The sequence below is a fragment of the Paracidovorax anthurii genome, from assembly GCF_003269065.1.
Lineage (GTDB): Bacteria > Pseudomonadota > Gammaproteobacteria > Burkholderiales > Burkholderiaceae_C > Paracidovorax > Paracidovorax anthurii.
The window spans coordinates 19,833-39,764 of the sequence record NZ_QLTA01000041.1 but is presented as its reverse complement, the minus strand read 5'-3'; the positions used below and the strand labels follow the sequence as shown (position 1 = coordinate 39,764).

At 56.9% G+C, this 19,932-nt stretch carries 17 protein-coding genes, 3 pseudogenes and 1 other annotated feature; of the genes and pseudogenes, 16 read left to right on the top strand and 4 right to left on the bottom strand.

What is annotated here, in order from left to right:
• Window positions 1–377 precede the first annotated feature (377 nt).
• From AX018_RS25935 to AX018_RS25710, 3 genes and pseudogenes are all read right to left on the bottom strand, one after another.
• A complete protein-coding gene (locus tag AX018_RS25935) occupies window positions 378–650 on the bottom strand; it encodes a LysR substrate-binding domain-containing protein (protein ID WP_170146290.1) in 273 nt (90 codons plus the stop codon).
• Window positions 605–836, bottom strand: a pseudogene (locus AX018_RS25715) (transposase); the annotation flags it as partial. The pseudogene AX018_RS25715 and the gene AX018_RS25935, both read right to left, overlap by 46 nt.
• 66 nt (window positions 837–902) lie before the next feature.
• Window positions 903–2,093, bottom strand: a pseudogene (locus AX018_RS25710) (IS3 family transposase); the annotation flags it as partial.
• Window positions 1,698–1,814 (bottom strand) — a sequence feature (AL1L pseudoknot). Its footprint overlaps the pseudogene before it by 117 nt.
• A gap of 295 nt (window positions 2,094–2,388) precedes the next feature.
• Here AX018_RS25710 and AX018_RS17750 point away from each other — a divergent pair.
• Both AX018_RS17750 and AX018_RS17745 read left to right on the top strand, forming a co-directional pair.
• Window positions 2,389–3,267 carry a methionyl-tRNA formyltransferase gene (locus AX018_RS17750; RefSeq protein WP_211322473.1) on the top strand — a complete coding sequence of 293 codons (879 nt, stop codon included), beginning with the start codon at window positions 2,389–2,391 and terminating at the stop codon, window positions 3,265–3,267.
• A gap of 231 nt (window positions 3,268–3,498) precedes the next feature.
• Window positions 3,499–4,584, top strand: a pseudogene (locus AX018_RS17745) (IS5 family transposase).
• A gap of 82 nt (window positions 4,585–4,666) precedes the next feature.
• Here the strand turns inward: AX018_RS17745 and AX018_RS17740 are convergent.
• Window positions 4,667–5,194, bottom strand: coding sequence for a hypothetical protein (locus AX018_RS17740; RefSeq protein WP_211322472.1), 528 nt, complete (start codon window positions 5,192–5,194; stop codon window positions 4,667–4,669).
• 523 nt (window positions 5,195–5,717) lie between these two features.
• On the opposite strand from AX018_RS17740, the gene AX018_RS17735 reads away from it, so the two are divergent.
• The 14 genes from AX018_RS17735 to AX018_RS17680 all read left to right on the top strand — a co-directional run bounded on the left by AX018_RS17735 (window position 5,718) and on the right by AX018_RS17680 (window position 19,857).
• Complete coding sequence (locus tag AX018_RS17735) at window positions 5,718–6,086, top strand: DUF2304 domain-containing protein (protein WP_111879950.1); 369 nt, start codon at window positions 5,718–5,720, stop codon at window positions 6,084–6,086.
• Window positions 6,083–7,531 carry a mannose-1-phosphate guanylyltransferase/mannose-6-phosphate isomerase gene (locus tag AX018_RS17730; RefSeq protein WP_111879947.1) on the top strand — a complete coding sequence of 483 codons (1,449 nt, stop codon included), beginning with the start codon at window positions 6,083–6,085 and terminating at the stop codon, window positions 7,529–7,531. Before AX018_RS17735 ends, AX018_RS17730 begins: the two co-directional genes overlap by 4 nt.
• Before the next feature lie 80 nt (window positions 7,532–7,611).
• Window positions 7,612–8,550, top strand: a complete 939-nt coding sequence (locus tag AX018_RS17725; RefSeq protein WP_111879945.1) for a glycosyltransferase family 2 protein — start codon at window positions 7,612–7,614, stop codon at window positions 8,548–8,550.
• Window positions 8,551–8,571: 21 nt separating this feature from the next.
• Entirely contained in the window at window positions 8,572–10,362 is a 1,791-nt protein-coding gene (locus tag AX018_RS17720) for a hypothetical protein (RefSeq protein ID WP_245951648.1), read from the top strand.
• Between the two features lie 47 nt (window positions 10,363–10,409).
• Window positions 10,410–11,474 carry a glycosyltransferase family 2 protein gene (locus tag AX018_RS17715; protein ID WP_111879942.1) on the top strand — a complete coding sequence of 355 codons (1,065 nt, stop codon included), beginning with the start codon at window positions 10,410–10,412 and terminating at the stop codon, window positions 11,472–11,474.
• Between the two features lie 5 nt (window positions 11,475–11,479).
• Window positions 11,480–11,719, top strand: a complete 240-nt coding sequence (locus AX018_RS24905; RefSeq protein WP_146749356.1) for a hypothetical protein — start codon at window positions 11,480–11,482, stop codon at window positions 11,717–11,719.
• A 239-nt stretch (window positions 11,720–11,958) separates the two neighbouring features.
• On the top strand, window positions 11,959–12,195 hold the full coding sequence (locus AX018_RS26020; protein WP_353618500.1) for a GNAT family N-acetyltransferase: 237 nt from the start codon (window positions 11,959–11,961) through the stop codon (window positions 12,193–12,195).
• Between the two features lie 3 nt (window positions 12,196–12,198).
• Window positions 12,199–13,329 (top strand): dTDP-4-amino-4,6-dideoxygalactose transaminase, encoded by a 1,131-nt coding sequence (gene rffA / locus AX018_RS17710; RefSeq protein WP_111879939.1) that lies wholly within the window; start codon window positions 12,199–12,201, stop codon window positions 13,327–13,329.
• On the top strand, window positions 13,326–14,444 hold the full coding sequence (locus AX018_RS17705) for a UDP-N-acetylglucosamine 2-epimerase (RefSeq protein WP_146749354.1): 1,119 nt from the start codon (window positions 13,326–13,328) through the stop codon (window positions 14,442–14,444). The genes rffA and AX018_RS17705 overlap by 4 nt, the downstream gene beginning before the upstream one ends.
• 44 nt (window positions 14,445–14,488) lie before the next feature.
• On the top strand, window positions 14,489–15,793 hold the full coding sequence (locus tag AX018_RS17700; RefSeq protein ID WP_111879934.1) for an oligosaccharide flippase family protein: 1,305 nt from the start codon (window positions 14,489–14,491) through the stop codon (window positions 15,791–15,793).
• Window positions 15,777–16,559, top strand: coding sequence for a hypothetical protein (locus AX018_RS24895; protein ID WP_146749353.1), 783 nt, complete (start codon window positions 15,777–15,779; stop codon window positions 16,557–16,559). The genes AX018_RS17700 and AX018_RS24895 overlap by 17 nt, the downstream gene beginning before the upstream one ends.
• Before the next feature lie 23 nt (window positions 16,560–16,582).
• A complete protein-coding gene (gene gmd, locus AX018_RS17690; protein ID WP_245951646.1) occupies window positions 16,583–17,677 on the top strand; it encodes a GDP-mannose 4,6-dehydratase in 1,095 nt (364 codons plus the stop codon).
• Between the two features lie 3 nt (window positions 17,678–17,680).
• Window positions 17,681–18,673, top strand: a complete 993-nt coding sequence (locus AX018_RS17685) for a GDP-L-fucose synthase family protein (protein WP_111879929.1) — start codon at window positions 17,681–17,683, stop codon at window positions 18,671–18,673.
• Window positions 18,670–19,857, top strand: a complete 1,188-nt coding sequence (locus tag AX018_RS17680; RefSeq protein ID WP_111879926.1) for a DegT/DnrJ/EryC1/StrS family aminotransferase — start codon at window positions 18,670–18,672, stop codon at window positions 19,855–19,857. Before AX018_RS17685 ends, AX018_RS17680 begins: the two co-directional genes overlap by 4 nt.
• Window positions 19,858–19,932: the final 75 nt, after the last annotated feature.

Genomic DNA, 19,932 nt, shown 5'->3' with positions numbered 1-19,932 from the left:
TATTGCCCTGATGCTGGAGATTCCACGCTACCTGCACGCGCACCTGCCACAGGCTGGCCAGCAGTTTGTGGCGAGCCATCCACAGGTTTGAGAGCGCGCCTAGCGCGACGATCTCGCTCACTAAACTGTAGTGGCGCAAAAACCGTATCGACGAATGTACAGTGGCGCAGTCACCTAAACACCGATGGCGCAGCTTGGGGAAAATTGAAATGAATCAATGACTTGCGCCTGAATCGTTTCTAAGGTTGATTGGCGTTCCGCAGCACGGAAAACTGCCAGCACGGTACCGCATCCGCGTGACTTTGCAGGGACATTGCCGCGTCCCGCAGGGGCGCGGCGAAGGCGCTCTTCGGGGCCGGTCCCGGTGTGCGGGCCGGTCAGGCGCCCGACAGCCAGCGCTTGAGTTCCGCCACGGCGTGGGGTTGCCGCTGCTTGCGTGGCGATACCAGGTAATACCCCGCGTCGGTCCGCATCGCGTGGGGAAAGATCTGCACCAAGCGGCCTGCGGACAGATCCTGGGTCACGAAATCCTCCTGGACCAGCGCCACGCCCTGGCCCGTGAGCGCGGCGTCGATGGCCAGCGTGGTCTGGTCGCCGAAGTTCAGATCGTGTTGCGGTCCGACACGTTCCTCGCATCCTGCAGTGGGCAAAAGCGCTGGTAGCTCGCGCGGTCCAGCAATTGGTGCTCCGTCTGCTCACCCGAAAGGCAAGTACAGCCGCTTCAAGACCAGGATGCGCACCATCACCTAAGTGGGATAGGCGGGCCGGACACCCTTGCGGCCCTCGCCGCGTTCGATGAGCGCATCCACCAGCCGGGCTAACTCGCCAAACTGAATCGCCCCGGGTTTCAAGGAGGCTGTTTGGTTTAAGTCAGGCCACCACCGCTGCGGCTTGACTGGCGAGAGTTGCCGGTAGTAGTTTGCCTCAGCCTCTGCAGGCGGGATGTAGCCGATGGGTTCGAGCAGGCGGTGGTGGTTGAACTAGGACACCCATTCGAGGGTCGCGAACTCCACAGCCTCCTTCGTCTTCCAAGGCGCTCGGCGATGGATGAGCTCGGCCTTGTAGAGGCCGTTGATGGTCTCGGCCAGGGCGTTGTCATAGCTGTCGCCCTTGCTGCCCACCGACGGCTTGATGCCGGCCTCGGCGAGCCGCTCGGTGTACCGGATGTTGACGTATTGCGACCCGCGGTCGCTGTGGCATATCAGGCTCCCATCGCGCTCAGGCTGCCGGGCATAGAGGGCCTGCTCCAGCGCATCAAGCACGAAGTCCGTTCGCATTGAACTGCTCACGCGTCAGCCCACGATGCGACGGGCGAACACGTCGATGACGAAGGCCACGTACAACCAGCCCTGCCAAGTCTAGACGTACGTGAAGTCGCTGACCCACAGCTGGTTCGGCCGCTCGGCCCGGAACTGCCGGTTGACCCGGTCCAGCGGGCACTGGGCCTTGGCATCACCGACCGTGGTTCGCACGACCTTGCCACGCATCACGCCGCGCAGCCCCAGCTTGCGCATCAATCGCTCGACTGTGCAGCGAGCAACGACTACGTCTTCGCGTGCCAGCTGCCGCCACACCTTGTCTGCGCCGTAGACCTGCCAGACACGTTGAATCTGCGGCGCCAGAACCTCGTCGCGATGCGCTTGGGCACAGCGTTTGTGGGGCTCCCGCTGCAGCGCTGCATGGCGTCGATACGCCGACGGGGCGACCTGCAAGACCTTGCAGAGCGGCTCGACCCCGAACGTAGCGCGATGCTGGTCGATGAAGTCCTTCAGGACTTGAGCCGGCGGTCGAGCTCCGCCTGGGCGAAAAACGCGCTGGCCAGCTTCAATATCTCGTTGGCCCGGCGCAGTTCCTTGTTCTCGCGCTCCAGCTCCTTCATCCGCTGGGCGTCACTGCTCGTGATGCCTTCGCGCACGCCGGCATAGACCTCAGCGCGCTTGACCCATTCGTTCAAGGTGCTGCGGCACGCAGCCAATCTTGGGTGCGATGGACTCGATGGCCGCCCACAACGACGGGTACTCCCCACGGTGCTCCTGCACCATCCTCACCGCACGCTCACGGACCTCGGGTGAGAACTTGTTCGACTTCCTCATGGCTCCATCCTCTCAAAGATCGGAGCCTCCCTAAAACCCGGGGCGATTCACACCCGCTCTTCAGGCTGCAACTGCTGGAATCTTCTCGTCATCTTCACACCCTACCTCATGGGCTGGGTGTTGCATTTCAGATTTGAGACCGCCGAGGTTCCCAAGCGTTCCAGCGGCTCATGCAGGCCATTGCGCTGCTGCAGGCTGCTACCATTCACTGAGACGGAAACTCAATATCAAACTGCGGTGTTGCACCTCAGATTTGAGACGCCGGATTTTTGATTTTGAAGATAATGGAGGTGGTGTGCTGACACTCTTTTTGATGACAGAGAAAGGGTATGATTTTCTGAGGGGAACCTTGGATGATTATAGGTCTCTTTTTCGCCTTGTTGTGGTAGGTTTTGATACTTCTGTCCTTGAAGACTACTCCGAAAGAATCATTTGTCTCTGTGAAGAAATGGGGGTTCCCTGGATTTGCCGAGAGGATTTTTCAGGCATTGAATCCGAGTACGTGGTTGCTGTTTCATGGCGTTGGTTGATAAGTCATCCGTCTGATAAGCTGATCGTTTTTCACGACTCTATTTTGCCGAAGTACAGGGGTTTTGCCCCGCTTGTAAATTCGCTCGTGAATGGAGAGCCTGAGATAGGCGTTAGTGCCATATTGGGTGCAGATGATTTCGATAGGGGTGATTTAATTGCGCAGTCGAAGAGTTTGGTGGCATATCCGATAAAAATATCAGATGCCATAAAGGTGAACAATGAAAATTACATCTCTTGCGCACATAGTGTTCTTGGGAAATTAGCGCGTGGAGAGTTATTGAATGCAGTCCCCCAGGATGAGAATTTTGCGACCTATAGCGTGTGGCGTGATGAAGAGGATTACAGAATCGAATGGAATAACAGTGCAGCCAGCATCAGGCGATTTGTGGATGCGGTGAGTTTTCCCTACAAAGGCGCCTCTACCTTGTTGGATGGCAGGGTTGTCCGACTGTTGAGCGTTGAAGAGTACCCAGATGTTGTGGTTGAGAACAGGCACCCGGGGAAAGTGTTGTTCGCCAAACAGGGAAAACCTGTTGTGATATGCGGCGAAGGTATGCTGAAAATAATTGATGCTCACTACGAGGACAAGGATGGAATGACTCAGTTTTTTCCGATGAAAAAATTTAGGATGAGGTTTTCCTGAAAAGGACGGCGGTGACTTTGTGGCGTGTAAAAGACAAGTGCCTTGCTCTGCTGGGGTGCCTGTCAGCTCTGTAGGTGAGGTTGCCCCGAACGCTGGAGTTCATAGCTCAGCCCGGGAGAATCCCGCAAGAGGAGCTGAGAAGTGAACGAAGGAAGAAGCCTAGGGGGAACCTCTCAAAACCCAGCCACACTCTCTTTCTGACCGAGAACACCTGAGGCGCCAATAGCCATGATCACCCCACGCAGTGCAGTGAAGTTCGACCTGTTCGCAGAGGCTTCGCGCCAGCACAAGCGCGATGAGGTGGGCGATCCGCTGCAGGTCATTGCGCGGCACATCGACTTCGGCGAACTGGCCCGGCTGGTGGATGCGTTGATCGAACGCGGGGATGGCCGCCGGGGCGGCAGGCCCGCTTACCCCACCGAGGTCATGGTGCGCATCCTGGTCCTAAAGCGGCTGTACAACCTGTCCGATGAGCAGATGGAGTACCAGTTGCTGGACCGGGCGAGCTACCAGCGGTTTTGCCTTCTGCAGGATGCGATGAACGTACCGGACCGCAACACCATCTGGCGCTTCGGCGAACGCCTGGGCGTGGACGGGGCGACGGCCCTGCTCCAGGGGGTGGATGCGCAACTGCAGCGCCACGGCTACATCGCCAGGGGCGGGCAGGCCATCGATGCGACGCTGGTGCCCGCACCGCGCCAGCACCTGGACAGGCAGGAGCGCGAGGCCTTGGCCGAAGGCAGAACGCCCGAGTGAGGCGAGGCCGAGCGCAGGCAAAAGGACGTGGATGCCACGCACACGAAGAAGCACGGCAAGAGCTACTTCGGCTACAAGCTAAGCGTGAGCGTGGATCTCAAGCACAGCTTCATCCGCCGGATCTGCACAGGCACGGCCAGCGAGCACGACGGGCACCACTTCGATGAGGTGCTGGACATGCACAACACCGGGCGTGCAGTGCATACGGACAGGGCGTACCCGAGCCGCCAGAGGCGGCAGATGCTCAAGGCGCTGGGCTTCGTGGACGCGATGCAGCGCAGGGCGCGGCCGGGCAAGCCACTGAGCGAGTGCCAGAAGCGGCGCAACCAGCACATCGCAAAGAAGCGTGCCAAGGTGGAACACGTGTTTGCCGGCCTCCGTCACCTGGGAGGCAAGTTCGTGCGCACCATCGGGCAGGCCCGCGCCACGGTGTGCATGACGATGATGGCCGCCTGCTACAACATGAAGCGCCTGGCGTGCTTCCTGGAGTGGGGAGTGGATGCGTTCTTCAAGCCTGCGACTGCCGAGGCACGGGTGCGCCTGCAACCGGCAAAAGCGTGAGCATTACGGGGCGAAAAGGCCCCGGGGCATGGGCTGCGGCCCACCGTGCAGGTGTCCGGGCGCATTCGAGGCGCTGGAATCTTTACGGCACACCCGAAAAACTGGCTGGCGACAGTTGTGAGAGGTTCCCAAAGATGATGGCACCCGCCAGCGATGCCCGGTGCTCGCGGGTGATATGCCAGCACAGCAAGTACATGGTGCATCCCGACAAAGGGTATGCGATCAGCGCCGACGCGTTGATGACAAACACGGCGGCTCTCCATCCTCCGCCTGCCAGATGGATGGCGGCTGCACGAAGGTCGTCGATCAGGTTGTCGAATGGAAAGGGCGCAAGATCGAATCCAAACGGATAGCTGAGCAGAGGGGTCAGCTCCACGCTGGTGAACAGCTTGCCGGAATGGGCCTTGAGCCAGATGAACCACAGCGTGCCGTCGGTATCGACATCCGGCATGGAATACACGGAGAACGGATCCACAGACCACCAGCGATGGCTGAAAAGTACCGCGGTCAGTCCGATGAAGAGAATGCACGCCGCTGAATATCGCTGGATCGCTGACAGAGGCCTTTCTCGCAGTTTTTCAAAGAGCATGTCGATCGTTTTGCGCAGCATTGGTATTTGCGGCGGGTATGGCGCACTGCGCCCCAAGGGGTTTGCTATTTTCGTCGATGCGCTGCTGAATCCAGGCCGGGCAACTGTCTTTCATGGCTATTTCTGATCTTCCCGCGCGGCTTCCCCTCCAGGCCGCCAATGGCGCGGCGTACTGTAACACCCTGTGAGCTTTCTCCGAAAGTTTGTCACGCGCAGGTTGCAGTTGCAGGATGGTTGCTCTTCTTTATAACGGGGTAGTTCGGCGGGTTATGAATCGATCGACATACGAGGCGGGAGCGTGGGCTACCCCAGGTACGCCGAGGTGCGCGATTTCTCGCCGATTGCCGAAGGCAAAATCCCTGTTTGCATCCCAGTCGTATTGGCTGGCGGTCGGTTATATCGCCGACTACAATCGCCGCTCTCCGGGCGACAGTCGTTGAGGGCGGCTGGCGGAGCCGCGAGTTCACTCTCGTGCGAAGACTCAAGACCACGGCGTGCGCCAACTGCCGTCAAGCGTCCACATGCACACAAATACCGGAGTCCGATGGCATCCCTGCAAGCAACCACCGCACTGATGGGTATTGGATTGGCAGGCCTGATCCTCTATCTGATCCGTCGGGACCACCTCTATCTGATGCACGGCCTCTTCTGGGTCGTCGTCGCTTGTTTCGCTGCACTGCTCGGTGCATGGCCCGGGCTCATCGATCGCCTTGCGGCATTGTTGGGCATCAGCTACCCCCCGGCCTTGCTGCTTCTGCTGTCTTCGATGGTCTTGTTGGTCAAGGCGCTCCACGGCGACATGGTGAACACGCGGATAGAACGGGACGTCCGCAGGCTGAACCAGCGGCTGGCCCTGCTGGAGGCAGATAACGAGAGCCTGCGCCGCGATTCCGTTTTTCATTCTTCGCCATGACCGATCAACTGCTTTCCGTCATCTTGTGTGGCGGCTCCGGCACGCGCCTGTGGCCTCTGTCCAGGGAAACCTACCCGAAGCAATTCCTGTCCCTGACAGGGCCGCAAACCATGCTGCAGCAAACTGCGCTGCGGCTGGCCGGGCTGGGCTCCGATATTGCGATGGCTCCATCGCCCATGCTGGTTTGTAACAAGGAGCATCGTTTCCTGGCGGCAAGCCAACTGATGGCGGTAGGCATCCAGAAGGCCCGTATTCTCCTGGAGCCTTGCGGACGCAACACCGCGCCGGCGCTCACGCTGGCGGCGCTGCAGGCCCTGGCCGATGGCGCCGACCCGGTCATGCTGGTCATGCCCGCAGACCATGCGATGGCCGACCTTCCGGCGTTCCATGCCGCGGTGCGCACAGCGTTCCCCCATGCGTGTGCGGGCGCAATGATCACCTTCGGAATCGTTGCCGATCGCGCAGAGACGGGGTATGGCTACATCCGGCGGGGCGTGCCGCAGGGGCCAGGCGTTGATCGCATCGCCAGCTTTGCGGAAAAGCCGGATGCGGAACGTGCGCAGCGCTACCTCGACAGCGGCGATTACCTTTGGAACAGCGGCCTGTTCATGGTGCGGGCCAGCGTGTGGCTGTCTGCCATCGATCACTGCCGCCCCGACATCGCCGCCGCATGCCGGACTGCCCTACAGGATGCGCAGCATGATCTGGACTTCATCCGCCCTGCCGACGCGGCATTCATGGCCTGCCCTTCCGACTCCATCGACTATGCCGTGATGGAGCGTCTTCCCCAGCAGCTGCAACTGGGCATCCCTGCCTGCGTCGTCCCCATGAGCGTAGGCTGGTCGGATGTGGGAGCGTGGCAGGCGGTGTGGGATGCGTCTGAGCGCGATGAGCGCTCCAATGCAATCATTGGCGACGTCGTGGCCCATGATTGCGAGCAGTCCTTCATTCTCTCCAGCAGCCGGCTGGTGGCAGGCGTGGGACTGGATCACATCGTGGTCATCGAGACGCCGGATGCGGTGCTGGTGGCAGACAAGCGCCGAACGCAAGAGGTCAAGCAGATTGTTGAAACGCTGCGGGACAGCGGCCACGTGCTGGCGCAAAACCACCGCAAGATGCACAGACCCTGGGGGTGGTACGACGCCATCGACCATGGAGACCGCTTCCAGGTAAAGCGGATCGTGGTCAATCCCGGGGCAAGCCTCAGCCTGCAGAAACACCACCATCGCGCGGAGCACTGGGTGGTCGTCAAGGGCACTGCTGAAGTGACCAAAGGCGACGAGACCTTCCTGCTGGGTGAAAACGAATCTACCTATATTCCCCTCGGCCACGTCCATCGGCTGGCCAATCCGGGCAAGGTTCCGCTGGAGATCATTGAAGTCCAGTCGGGCAGCTATCTGGGCGAAGACGATATCGTTCGGTTGCAGGACACCTACGGACGTTGAAATGTAAGGGCTCTGGAGTATCGAGAAAGACTGCAAGATTCCGGAAGATATATGGTGCCCATTCAATTCGATACCTGGAAATGATGAAGAAAATAGCGATTGTCGTTCCCGTTTATTGCGAGGAAAAAAATATCCGTAATCTCCACCGAAGGATCGTCGGCGCGCTGGAGAAGGTTCAGGATATATCTGTCGAATATATCTTCGTCAACGATGGCAGTTCTGATAGATCCATGGAAGTGCTGCGCTCGCTGGCACAAGAACATGGGAACATCAAGGTCATCGATTTTTCCAGGAATTTCGGCAAAGAAGTTGCATTGACTGCGGGTGTCCATTCCTCCGATGCGGATGCCGTCGTATGCATGGATGCCGATCTGCAGCACCCTCCGGAATTGATTCCCACGCTGATCGAGACTTGGCGTGGCAGCGGTGCGGATGTCGTCGCCACCATACGGACGGGCATCGACAAGCAACCCTTGCTGCGCAGATTGGGATCCCATGGCTACTACTGGCTGATGTCGAAAATATCAGGCCTGGACATGGTTTCGCAAACCACCGACTTCCGCCTGTTCGACAGAAAGGTCGTGGAAGCGTTCCGCTCTGTGACCGATCAGCAGCCCATGTTCCGCGGCATCATGGATTGGATGGGGTTTCGCAAGGTCTATGTGGAATTCCATGCCGGTGCGCGTGAGGCCGGCGTTCCAGGATATTCGTACGCCCGCCTTTTGAAAATGGCGATCTCCAGCATCACGTCATTCTCGCTTTTCCCCCTGAGGCTCATTGGGTACATTGGCGTTTTCATCACGCTTCTCAGCGGCGGGCTGCTTTTCTGGATGTTGATGTCCTATTTCCTGATGGTGCAGCAAATGTATACGCCGCTGGCAATCGTCGTAGTGGCCAACACCTTCTTCATCGGCCTGGTGCTCATGGCGATGGGCTTGATGTCCTTGTACATCGGTGCCATCCACACGGAGGCGATCAATCGTCCCGTGTACATCATCCGCGAGCGGCTTAATTTCTAACGATGAATTGACTGACTGGAAATGCCTGACCTGATGATGCCGGCACGCACGCCAGGGCCATTTGCGATGGACACTGGCTATGGCAATACCGGCCACATACCATGGCAATGGCATGTGGGAGTCATCGCTATTTTCTCGCTGCTGACGGCAGGGCTCTTTGCCCACCGCTGGGTTGGCGTTGATATATCGAGTGTGTACTCGATGCCGGATGTGGATACGGATGGAACATTATGGTTCATATGGCTGAAAGTTCATACGGGTCATATATTCTCCAGTATGAAACTGGCCGATGCCCTGACCTATCCGTTTGGATACGATCTCTCTCCGTTTCCTTTCGATAATTTCCTGGATGACATCCGCGCGCTTTGCGTGAGACTGTCTGGCGGGACATGGCGCGACTTGGTGCGCGTGATCAATATCTCTGCATTGATCGCATATCCACTGTCCGCCTACACGATGTACCTTCTCTGCTGGCACCTGACGCGGCAGCATCTCGCGGCTCTGCTGGCAGCCATAATTTTCGCGTTTTCCGGCTATTTCCTGATGCTTTCGCGGGGGTCGATGTCCAACAACCATTTCTGGTTGCTGCCGCTGGTCTACCTTTTCTTTTTTCGGTACCTGGAGTGCCGCGCGTTGCGGTATCTTGCAATCTCCTGCATTTTGAATGCCGTGCAGTTTGGCATCAATCCTTATTGGGCGTTCTACGGCTGGATATTTACGCCGATCGTATTGGCCATGCAACCTGCCGGATGGCGGGAGAAATTGGGCCAGTTGATGCTCTACTGTGCAATGAGCGGGTTTTTTCTTTTTCTGATTAATATCCAATTTGTACAGCAACAGTGGTTTTTGCTGACCAATCCTGTTCAGTCTAATTTGGTGAGGCCGGCAGGAGTCCTGGAAAATGCGATATTTCAGCAAGGTGTTCCCTTGGTGCCGGGCATCGGCTCGAAGATCTATCCATTTTCGGCGCCGGTGGATGTCGGTGCCTTTTTGGGATACTCACTGCTGGTGGTGATTGGTTTGGCGTGTTTCTTCGGTGGGGCGTGGCGGATCAGATACTGGGCGGCTCTTTTCGCATGCTTTGTTTTGGCCGTGATCTTGTCTTCCAATTTTCCGGCGTTCATCGCTGTCAATCATATATATTTCTTCTTCTTTGACATGTTTCGCGGGGTGTCTCGCATCGTTCAGTTGGCCTCTTTTTTCGGGGCAATATTGTTGGCGATGATATTTGCGCAATGGCGGGGGAAGCCATTGCTCAAGATCTTTCTGGCTGTGGTCGTGTGCTCATTTTATTTGTGGGAGGTCTTTCCGGGCTCTCCCACGGTAACCCAGAGGACGGATTTCAGCCAAGTGGCATCGGTGTATGAAGACCTTGCGCAAGATGATCAGATCACTGCGATAGCCAGCTACCCTATGGTTTATTCCAATGTGAGTTGGGGTACTGCGTCATTGTTCGAGGCTCTGGGGCAGATCGTTCATCACAAGCCTATCGCTGGGGGAAAGGATCTCCGGGTTTTCAGAATGGACCCAGAAGCGCGGCCTATCTATGGTGAAATCGGAGAGTCGCAGACGATCGGCAATCTTGCTGATCATGGGATTAATAGAATCGTGATCTATAATCGGATACTTGAGAATGCGGCGGCTGTCAATGCTGAGCTGGCTGCCGATCGGCGGCTGCAACTCATCGGTCGTCGCCAAGTGCCGGAGCGCGAATGTGGGGCTTCCCTTCTCTGTCGTTCCCTGGATATCACGGTGTATGCCATCAAGAACGTGAAACCCGTGGAGTCTCCGATGCCACTGCCGGGCTTGTGAGTCCTTGAAGCGTATACATCGAATCAATGAAAACATAGGCGAGAAGAATGGCGCACAATAAACCGCTCATCACTGTCGTGATCGCGACCTTCAATTCCGAGAAGCTGCTGCCGATGGTTGTGGGTGCGTTGCGCAAACAGAGCTATCCTCAGGATGCGATCGAGGTGCTTGCCGTGGATGGGGGGTCCAAGGATCGCACGAGGACCATGGCCGAAATGATGGGGTGCAAAGTCATTGATAACCCTCTGACCGAGCCCGTGCATGCGAAGTATCTTGGGTTCATGGCTGCTCGGGGCAAATACCTCATGTATCTCGACCATGATGAAGAGTTGGTGAACCCCCGAGCCTTGGAAGAGGTTGTTTCCACTTTTCAAAAATTCCCCGATGTGAGGACTGTGGACAGTTCTGGCTACATCAATCCACCGGGATATTCGCTGGTCAATGAGTACATCAATGACTTTGGAGAGCCTTTCTCATTTTTCATGTACAGGCAATCGAGGAGCTATGGCTTTCATCTTTCCGCGATCGCCAGCAGGGCCAAGGTGGTAGCTGATGGGGCGTATGCCTTGGTTTTCCCCCCGTCACCATCCAATAAGAAATTATTCATAGAAAACCTAGCGGCGGGCGTGGTAACGGACTTGGATTTCGTAAGAGGGCATGTGTCCATCGGGCGTTCACAGGATCTGTGCCATTTGTTTTTCACTCTGAATGGCATGGGGCAGTCTTTTGCTGTTGCAAAGCACAACCCGCTTCGTCATTACTCGGGTGATACCTGGAGGAAGTTTCTCACGAAGATCGAGTGGAGAATCAAGAATAATGTTTACCATCTTGAAGGTGTCGGCGCGGCAGGGTTTCACGGAAGGCAAAGCCATCAGCCGCAACGCATGAAGATCAAGAAATTTCTTTTTCTACCATATGCCGTGTCGGTGATCTTCCCATTGATGGATGGAATCTGGCTTGCCGCAACACGAAAGAGGTGGCTCTATCTTGTCCATCCATTGCTTACGATTTACACGGCATGGCAGATCTGCCGGCATATGTTCCTCAAGGCACTTGGATATCGACCGCAGATGACCAGTTACGATGGGAAATCAACCATCGGAGCGAAGTGAACTTCATGCTCTTTTCTTCCATTGACAGTGATCGGTTCCGTCAAAGAATTGGCAAAACGTATATCTCGCAATTGGATGACGTTGGAAATATAATTGCTGGTTCTTTGGATGAAAATCTGGATTTGCTGATTGCGCGCTGTCCATGCAATCAGATTCCGGTCGTGCATGTGATGGAGGCCACCGGTTTTCGGTGGATGGATACGCTTGTTTATATGGTGCGATCCATCACGCCGGATGATAGGTAGAATGTCGATGGCATCAGAAAGGCAAATCGTCAGGATGTGGATTCGGTAGAGTCCATCGCACGTTCGGCATTCAGTGCTTATATCGGGCACTATCATGCAGATGCTCGTTTAGACAAGGAGGCCGTAAAGGAGATATATCCGGACTGGTCACGGCGAGCGATGAGCATTGCGGGTGTTGCGGACTGTGTGCTGGTGGTAGAAGACGCCGGGCTGATTTCCGGGTTCGTATCTTGAACTTGATGAAGGATGCTTGCTGTAATGGGATGCTGTATGGAATGGCTCCAGCATTCCAAGGGCGGGGCGTGTTCAAACGGCTGCTTCGGGCTTCTTTTGACTGGGCGCTGGTGAATGACTGTACGGCGATGGAGTATTCGACCCAACTGAACAATATTGCTGCACTGCGCGGTTTCGCTCGAGAAGGGTTTATCATGCAACGGGCAGTCCATACTTTTCACCGTTGGCAAATGGAATCATAAGAAATGAAGAACATCCCCTTCAACAAACCATTCCTGACTGGGCGGGAGTTGGAATATATACAACAGGCCGTTGCTTCCGGGAAGATATCGGGGAACGGCATGTTCACCGGGAAATGCCATGCGTTGATGGAGGAGCGATTCGGTTTTCGAAGCACCTTGCTCACTTCGTCATGTACCGATGCCCTGGAAATGGCCGCACTGTTGGGAGATATCGGTCCCGGCGACGAAGTCATCATGCCTTCGTACACCTTCGTTTCTACGGCGAATGCGTTTGTCCTGCGGGGTGCCGATATCGTGTTCGCCGACAGCGGGCAGGACGAACCCAACATGGACTGCGAACGTATTGGCGAGCTGATAACGTCCCGAACCAAGGCCATTGTGGCTGTCCATTACGCGGGTGTTGCGTGCGACATGGATGCCCTGCGGCAATTGGCAGAGGAGCATCAATTGCTGCTCGTGGAAGATGCTGCGCAGGCGATCGACTCCTATTACAAAGGCCAGCCCTTGGGAGGCATTGGGGATTTGGGTGCGTTTTCCTTCCATGAGACCAAAAACATCATCTCTGGAGAAGGGGGCATGCTGTGCGTCAACAACCCCGCCATGGAAAAAAGAGCAGAGATCGTCTGGGAGAAGGGCACGAACAGATCGGCGTTCTGGAGGGGGGAGGTCGACAGGTACGGCTGGGTGGATATCGGGTCGTCTTTCCTGCCTTCGGACGTTACCGCTGCATTCCTGTTCGCCCAACTCGAGCAGATGGAGGTTATTCAGAAGCGGCGGCTGATGCTATGGAGTCGCTACCATTCGTTGTTGAAGCCATTGAGCGACAGGGGTGTGGTTCGGTTGCCATGGATACCCGAATACGCCACGAATAATGCCCACATGTTCTATGTGGTGTGTGGTGACCTGAAAGAACGTTCTTCACTCATTGATCACCTCAAGAGTGCGGGTGTGCATGCGGTCTTTCATTACCAAAGCCTGCACCGGAGTCCTTATTATGCAGATCGCCATGATGGACGGACGCTGTCACATTGCGATCGATATACCGATTGTCTTCTGAGGCTTCCCCTGTTCTACGAATTGCAGGAGCAGCAGGTTGAATATATTGCATCGCTCATTCACGATTTTTATGGTTGAATGGTGCGTTTGTGCAGTATAAAAATATATATTTCTTTATCGGAACGACTGCCGAGTTGATAAAGATGATGCCCGTGATGCGGGCATGCTGGCAGCGCGGAGTTTCCTTCAAGATCATTGCCTCTGGGCAGAATGATATCCGGAGCAGCGAGCTGCTTGCGCTGACGGGTAAGTCCTCCCCTGACATCGTCCTGTTCCATGGGGAGATCAAGAAGAGCGCAGCTTCACTGCTTTTCTGGTTTTGCAGAACCTTGCTGCGGTCGGTGTGGTCTTTTCGGAAGTTTTTGAAGCAATCCTCCGGGAGTAATGTCATCGTGGTGCATGGGGATACCGTGTCCACCGTGATGGGGGCATTGCTGGGCAAGATTCATCGCATGGATGTGGCGCACGTGGAAGCAGGCCTGCGTTCCTTCAATTACATGCATCCTTTCCCGGAGGAAATAGATCGTGTGATAACCTCTCGGTTGACCGATATTCATTTTTGCCCCAATGAATGGGCGGTGAAGAATATCATCAACATTAAAGGGGAAAAGGTGAATACCAGCGATAATACGCTGCGCGATGCCTTGGCGATTGCGAAATCCAATGAGTCGTCATTGATTCGTGAGGGTGGCAGTGTATCCAGGCCTTATTTCGTATTTGTATTGCATCGACAGGAGAACCTCTTCAATGACCGGCTGGTGCATTCGATGGTGTCGAAGGCCATCATGCAGGCTCGGAAAGTGCGGTGTGTTTTCCTGCTTCACCATTTGACCGAGGTTGCACTGACCCGGCTGGGGTTGCTTCAGGTACTCAAGAATGAGCCCAACGTTACCCTGATCAGAAGGCTGCCGTATATGCAATTCATGCAGCTTCTGGATGGGGCAGACTATGTTGTGACGGATGGAGGCTCGAACCAGGAAGAATGCTATTACCTGGGTAAGCCATGTCTTATATTGAGAAACGTGACTGAACGCACCGAAGGCCTGGGCCATAATGCAGTGCTCAGCAAGCTTGAAGAAGACGTCATTGATGAATTCTTGCGCAATCCCTATGCATATGCGCGCAGCCCATCATCAGTAGCCTCGCGACCAAGCGATATCATCGTGGATCGGTTGACCGCCCAATGCGCATAGTTGTCATGCCGACGCCTGCGGTTCCATTGATTGGAAAAATATAGATGATGCGCCGATTATCGCAGCCGCAGTCTTCTGCGCCCAAGTTGCTCAGCGCCTCCAGCTATATATTGCTGACCTCGGTGCTTGGTGGCGTCCTTGGCTATGTGTATTCTGTGGTGATGGGGCGGATGCTTGGTCCCATGGAGTATGGTCTGCTGGGTGCCTTGATGGCACTGGTGCCCATTCTGAGTGTCCCGATGTCTACGATGAATATCGCCATGGCGAGGCTCTTCTCGAGGCATCTGGCCTTTAATGGCCGCACGGGCGTGGCCTCGATTTTCTGGGGCAACCAGCTCTGGTTTCTGGTGCTTGGATTGGTGGGCCTTGTGGCCTTCTTTCTATTCCTGGCACCTCTGAAGAGTTTCCTGAAAACCCAGGATTGGTGGCCAATTGCGTTCATTGGCCTCAACCTGTTCTTCATGCTTTTGCTGCCGATTGCCAACGGCCTGGCACAAGCCAGTCACCATTTCAAATTTCTGGCCTTTCTGAATGTGGCGGGACCACTCGCGAAATTGTTGGGAAGTGCGGCATTGGTCGCGTTGGGATGGGGTGTAGGGGGGGCGACGCTGGGGCTGGCGGCCGCCAGTGCGGCGATGGCCGGTATGAGCATCATCTATTGCTGGAAAAGACTTGATGCCCCGTTCATTGCAGAGAATCTGGCGAAGCATGTGAGCTTTCGCGAAGTTTTCCCAGTTTTGCTGGCCATGCTGGCGTTCACACTGCTTTTCCAGATCGATGTTCTGCTCGCGAAGGCTTTTTACGATGCCGAACATGCCGGGTATTACGCGGCAGCGGCTACGCTAGGGAAGGCTGTCATGTACTTGCCGTCGGCTGTCGTGGTTCCTCTTCTTCCCATGGCAGCGGCAGGTGAGGCCCTTCAACAAAATACCACCCATCTGCTGTGGAAAGCCATCGCGCTGACGCTGGTGATGACCACTGCCGGTGCACTTTTCTATTGGATCTTTGCCGAGCAGGTGATTCATCTGCTGTTCGGATCGGCATTTGGAGAATCTGCCGGATTGTTAAAATGGTATGGATTGGCGATGGTGCCTGTTGCACTCATCATGGTCCTTGAGCACTATTTGATCGCCCAAGGTAAATTATTGTTCGCCTATCTGATTTTTCTGGCGACTCCCTTGCTGGTATTTGCGTCCTGGTATTTTTCTGATCACCTGATAGATCTGGTGCGTGTGATGGGGCTTGTCGCATCCGGGATATTGCTGATGGCCTTGGTCATCTGGGGATTTCAAAGCGGTGTGCTGATGAAGGGGGTTGAGAGTTCGAAGGGGGATGACGATGTTGCATGATTTTGCTGTTTTGATTCTTTCGTGCGACAGGTATCGCGATCTCTGGTCGCCCTTCATGGTGCAGTTCAGAAAGAATTTCTCCAATCATCATCCTGTCTACTTCGGAAGCAACGAAATTCCGTGCCATGAGGAGGGCGTACACCCGGTGTTGTCGGGGCCCGATCGTGACTGGTCGAGCAGTTTCAGATCCATATTGAAGCAGGTGCCGGCCAGGAAGGTCTTCGTGCTATTGGAGGATCTGCTGGTGGCCAGCCCTATCGATCCTGCACGATTTCAGCACTGCGTGAATTTCATGGGACGCAAAGATGCCTTGCATTTGAAATATTGGAACCATATCAAGACGGATGGCGATGCCGATGATCCCATGATCGGATATTTTTCTCGGGGTGCTCCGTATCGTGCAACCGTCGCCGCATTCTGGGATAAGGAATATTTGCTCGGCTTGTTGCTTGATGGAGAGAATCCATGGAATTTCGAAATCATGGGTTCGTACCGTACTTCCTACAGCGATGGTTTCTACGGGGTCAAGGAGCCACTCTTTGATTTCGTGAATCTGGTGGAAAAGGGCTCCTGGATACCAGGTTCCCTGGAGTGGGCCGTCAAGGAAGGGTTGCCCTTGGATATCTCGAAAAGACCGGTGCTGTCTGGGCGAAGAGGCTGGATGGCCAAACTGCAGGTGTGGTATTTCAGCAGGATGATCGGCGTACCGTGGCCGAGGCGTCTGCAATGGATGAATAAGATTCGGCGGGCGTTGATCTCCTACTGAATGTCAATGGATAGCTATTCGAAATGGGACTGGAAATGAAAGTTGCATTGATCACTGGCGTGACGGGGCAGGATGGCGCCTATCTGGCGGAATTCCTTCTGTCCAAGGGCTATCTGGTGCACGGGATAAAGCGCAGGACTTCGCTCTTGAACACGGATCGCATCGATCACCTGTTCCAGGATCCTCACACGCCCGATCCCCGGCTGATACTGCACTATGGGGACATGACGGATTCCCTTTCCCTGGTGCGCATCATTCAAAAAGTGCAGCCTGACGAGATCTACAACCTGGCAGCCCAGAGCCATGTGGCTGTTTCCTTCGAGGAGCCGGAATACACCGCCAATTCCGATGCGCTGGGGCCGTTGAGAATTCTGGAGGCGATCCGGATATTGGGCATGGAAAAGAAATGCCGCTTCTACCAGGCATCCACTTCTGAACTGTACGGACTGGTGCAGGAGATACCGCAGCGGGAAAGCACGCCGTTCTACCCGCGCTCTCCCTATGCCGCTGCCAAGTTGTATGCCTACTGGATCACGGTGAATTACCGGGAGGCCTACGGCATCTATGCATGCAATGGCATTTTGTTCAATCATGAATCTCCCATTCGCGGCGAGACATTCGTGACGCGGAAAATCACCCGGGCCCTGGCGCGCATCAAGTTGGGAATGCAGGATCAGCTGTATCTCGGCAATCTCGATGCCAAGCGGGACTGGGGCCATGCGCGCGATTACGTCGAGGCGCAATGGCTGATGCTGCAGCAGGAGGCGCCGCGCGATTTCGTGATCGCCAGTGGCGTCCAATACAGCGTGCGTGAGTTCGTGGACGCTGCCGCCGAGGAGCTGGGCATGGCGCTGCGGTGGGAGGGAACGGGCGTGGATGAGAAGGGCTACGACGCAGCGGGTCGCCTGCGGGTCAGCGTGGACCCCCGGTATTTCCGTCCGACCGAAGTCGAAACCCTGCTTGGGGATGCCTCCCAGGCCAGGCAGGCCCTCGGGTGGCAGCCACGCACCTCCTTCAGTGAGCTTGTGCAGGAGATGGCGCGCGCGGACCTCAAGCTGGCGGAACGGGACAAGCTGTGCGCGGACCAGGGGTTTGGCGTGGGCAGCGGCAGGGTCTGATCCATGCGCATTCTCTTGACCGGTGCGACCGGCATGGTCGGCCGCAATTTCCTGGAGCATCCAGGTGCGGCCGGATTCGACATCGTCGCGCCTACGCATGCGGAACTGGATCTGCTCGACTTCCCGCAGGTGGAACGTTTCATCGGCCGCTGTGCGCCCGATGCCGTGGTCCACGCTGCGGGTGTGGTCGGTGGCATCCAGGCCAATATCCGGCATCCTGTCCGCTTTCTGCTCGGCAACCTCGACATGGGCAGAAATGTCGTGACCGCGGCCCGCTCGGCAGGGGTGCGCCGCCTGCTCAATCTCGGCAGCTCATGCATGTTTCCCCGAGGGCGTGACACCCCCTTGCGTGAGGACATGGTGCTCACTGGCCAGCTCGAGCCCACCAACGAGGGCTATGCGCTGGCCAAGATCATGGTGGCGCGCCTGTGCGAGTACATCACCCGCGAGGACAGCGGCTTTTCCTACAAGACGCTGATCCCGTGCAACCTGTATGGCCGCCACGACAAGTTCTCTCCAGACGTTTCGCATCTGGTGCCTGCGATCCTGCAGAAGATCCACGCTGCCAAGCGCGATGGCGCGGCCGCTGTGGAGATATGGGGCGATGGAAGCGCCCGGCGGGAGTTCATGTACGCCGGCGATCTGGCGGGCTGCATCGTGGAGGCCATGCACCGCTTCGACAGCTTGCCCGCCGTGATGAACGTGGGCATGGGAAGCGACCATTCCATCAACGACTACTACCGCATCGGGGCGCAGATCGTGGGATACGAAGGCGGCTTTCACCATGACCTGACCAAGCCCGTGGGCATGCAGCGCAAGCTGGTGGATACATCCCGGTCCCGCGAATGGGGCTGGCAGGCCTCCACGCCGCTGGAGGTGGGCATGAGGAAGGCCTATGACTACTATCTCGGTCTCGTGTCCACGGGGCCGGGCGAAGGATCGGACCGGGCGCGGGCGGACGCAGCAGCAATCAAGACGACGAACGAGGGCACATGACAGCAGCGGACAACTACCCCCTGGCGAGCACGACCTGGGACCATGAAGAATACGCCTGCCTCCAGGAGGTGATCGCGTCCGGAATGTTCACCATGGGCCCCAGGGTGGCCCAGTTCGAGCGGGAGTTCGCGGCCTATGCCGGCAGCCGCCATGCCGTGATGGTCAGTTCGGGCTCGGCCGCGAACCTGCTCATGGTGGCCGCGCTTTTCTACCGGAAGCAGGGCCCGAGGTTGCGCCGTGGCGACGAGGTGATCGTGCCTGCGGTCTCGTGGAGTACGACCTACTACCCGCTCTACCAGTACGGGCTGAAGCTCAAGTTCGTGGATATCGACAGGGAAACGCTGAACTACGATCTGGATCAACTGGCCGAGGCGATCACGCCGGCAACACGCCTGGTGATGGCGGTGAATCTGCTGGGCAACCCCAATGACTTCGATCGGATCGCGGCGATGCTCCAGGGCCGGGACATCGCGCTCATCGAGGACAACTGCGAGTCCATGGGCGCCGTATTCCAGGGCCGGCAGGCCGGGACCTTCGGGCTGATGGGCTCGTTCAGTTCGTTTTTCAGCCACCACATCTCCACCATGGAGGGGGGGCTCGTCGTGACGGACGATGACGAACTCCACCATCTGCTGGTGTGCCTGCGCGCCCATGGGTGGACGCGCAATCTGCCCAAGTTCAACCATGTCTGCGGAGAGAAGTCGGACGATCCGTTCCAGGAGTCGTTCCGCTTCGTGCTGCCGGGCTACAACGTGCGGCCCCTGGAAATGAGCGGCGCGCTGGGCTCCGCCCAGCTCAGGAAGCTGCCCGGCATGGTTGCTGTGCGCCGGGAGAATGCGCGCAAGTTCCTGGCCGTGATGCAGAACCATCCGATGCTGCAGGTGCAGAGGGAAATCGGCGAGAGCAGCTGGTTCGGCTTCAGCTTCGTCCTGAAGGAAGGCGCACCGTTCGACCGCAGCCAGCTCGTGGCTGCGCTGCAGGCCCACCGGGTCGATTGCCGCCCCATCGTGGCGGGTAACTTCGCGAAGAACGAAGTGATGTCCTGGTTCGACTACGAGATCCACGGTTCGTTGGTCAATGCCGATTGGATCGACCAGCGAGGCCTGTTCATCGGCAACCACCACTATCCGCTGGACGCGGAGCTGGAGCTGCTGGACACCGCGCTGCGCACGCTCGCGCGCTGAGTGTGGCGGTGACGGCGGCAGATGTGACGGATTGGCGAGCCAGGGCGCCGCTGTGGGTTCTTGCCGGTGCCCTGG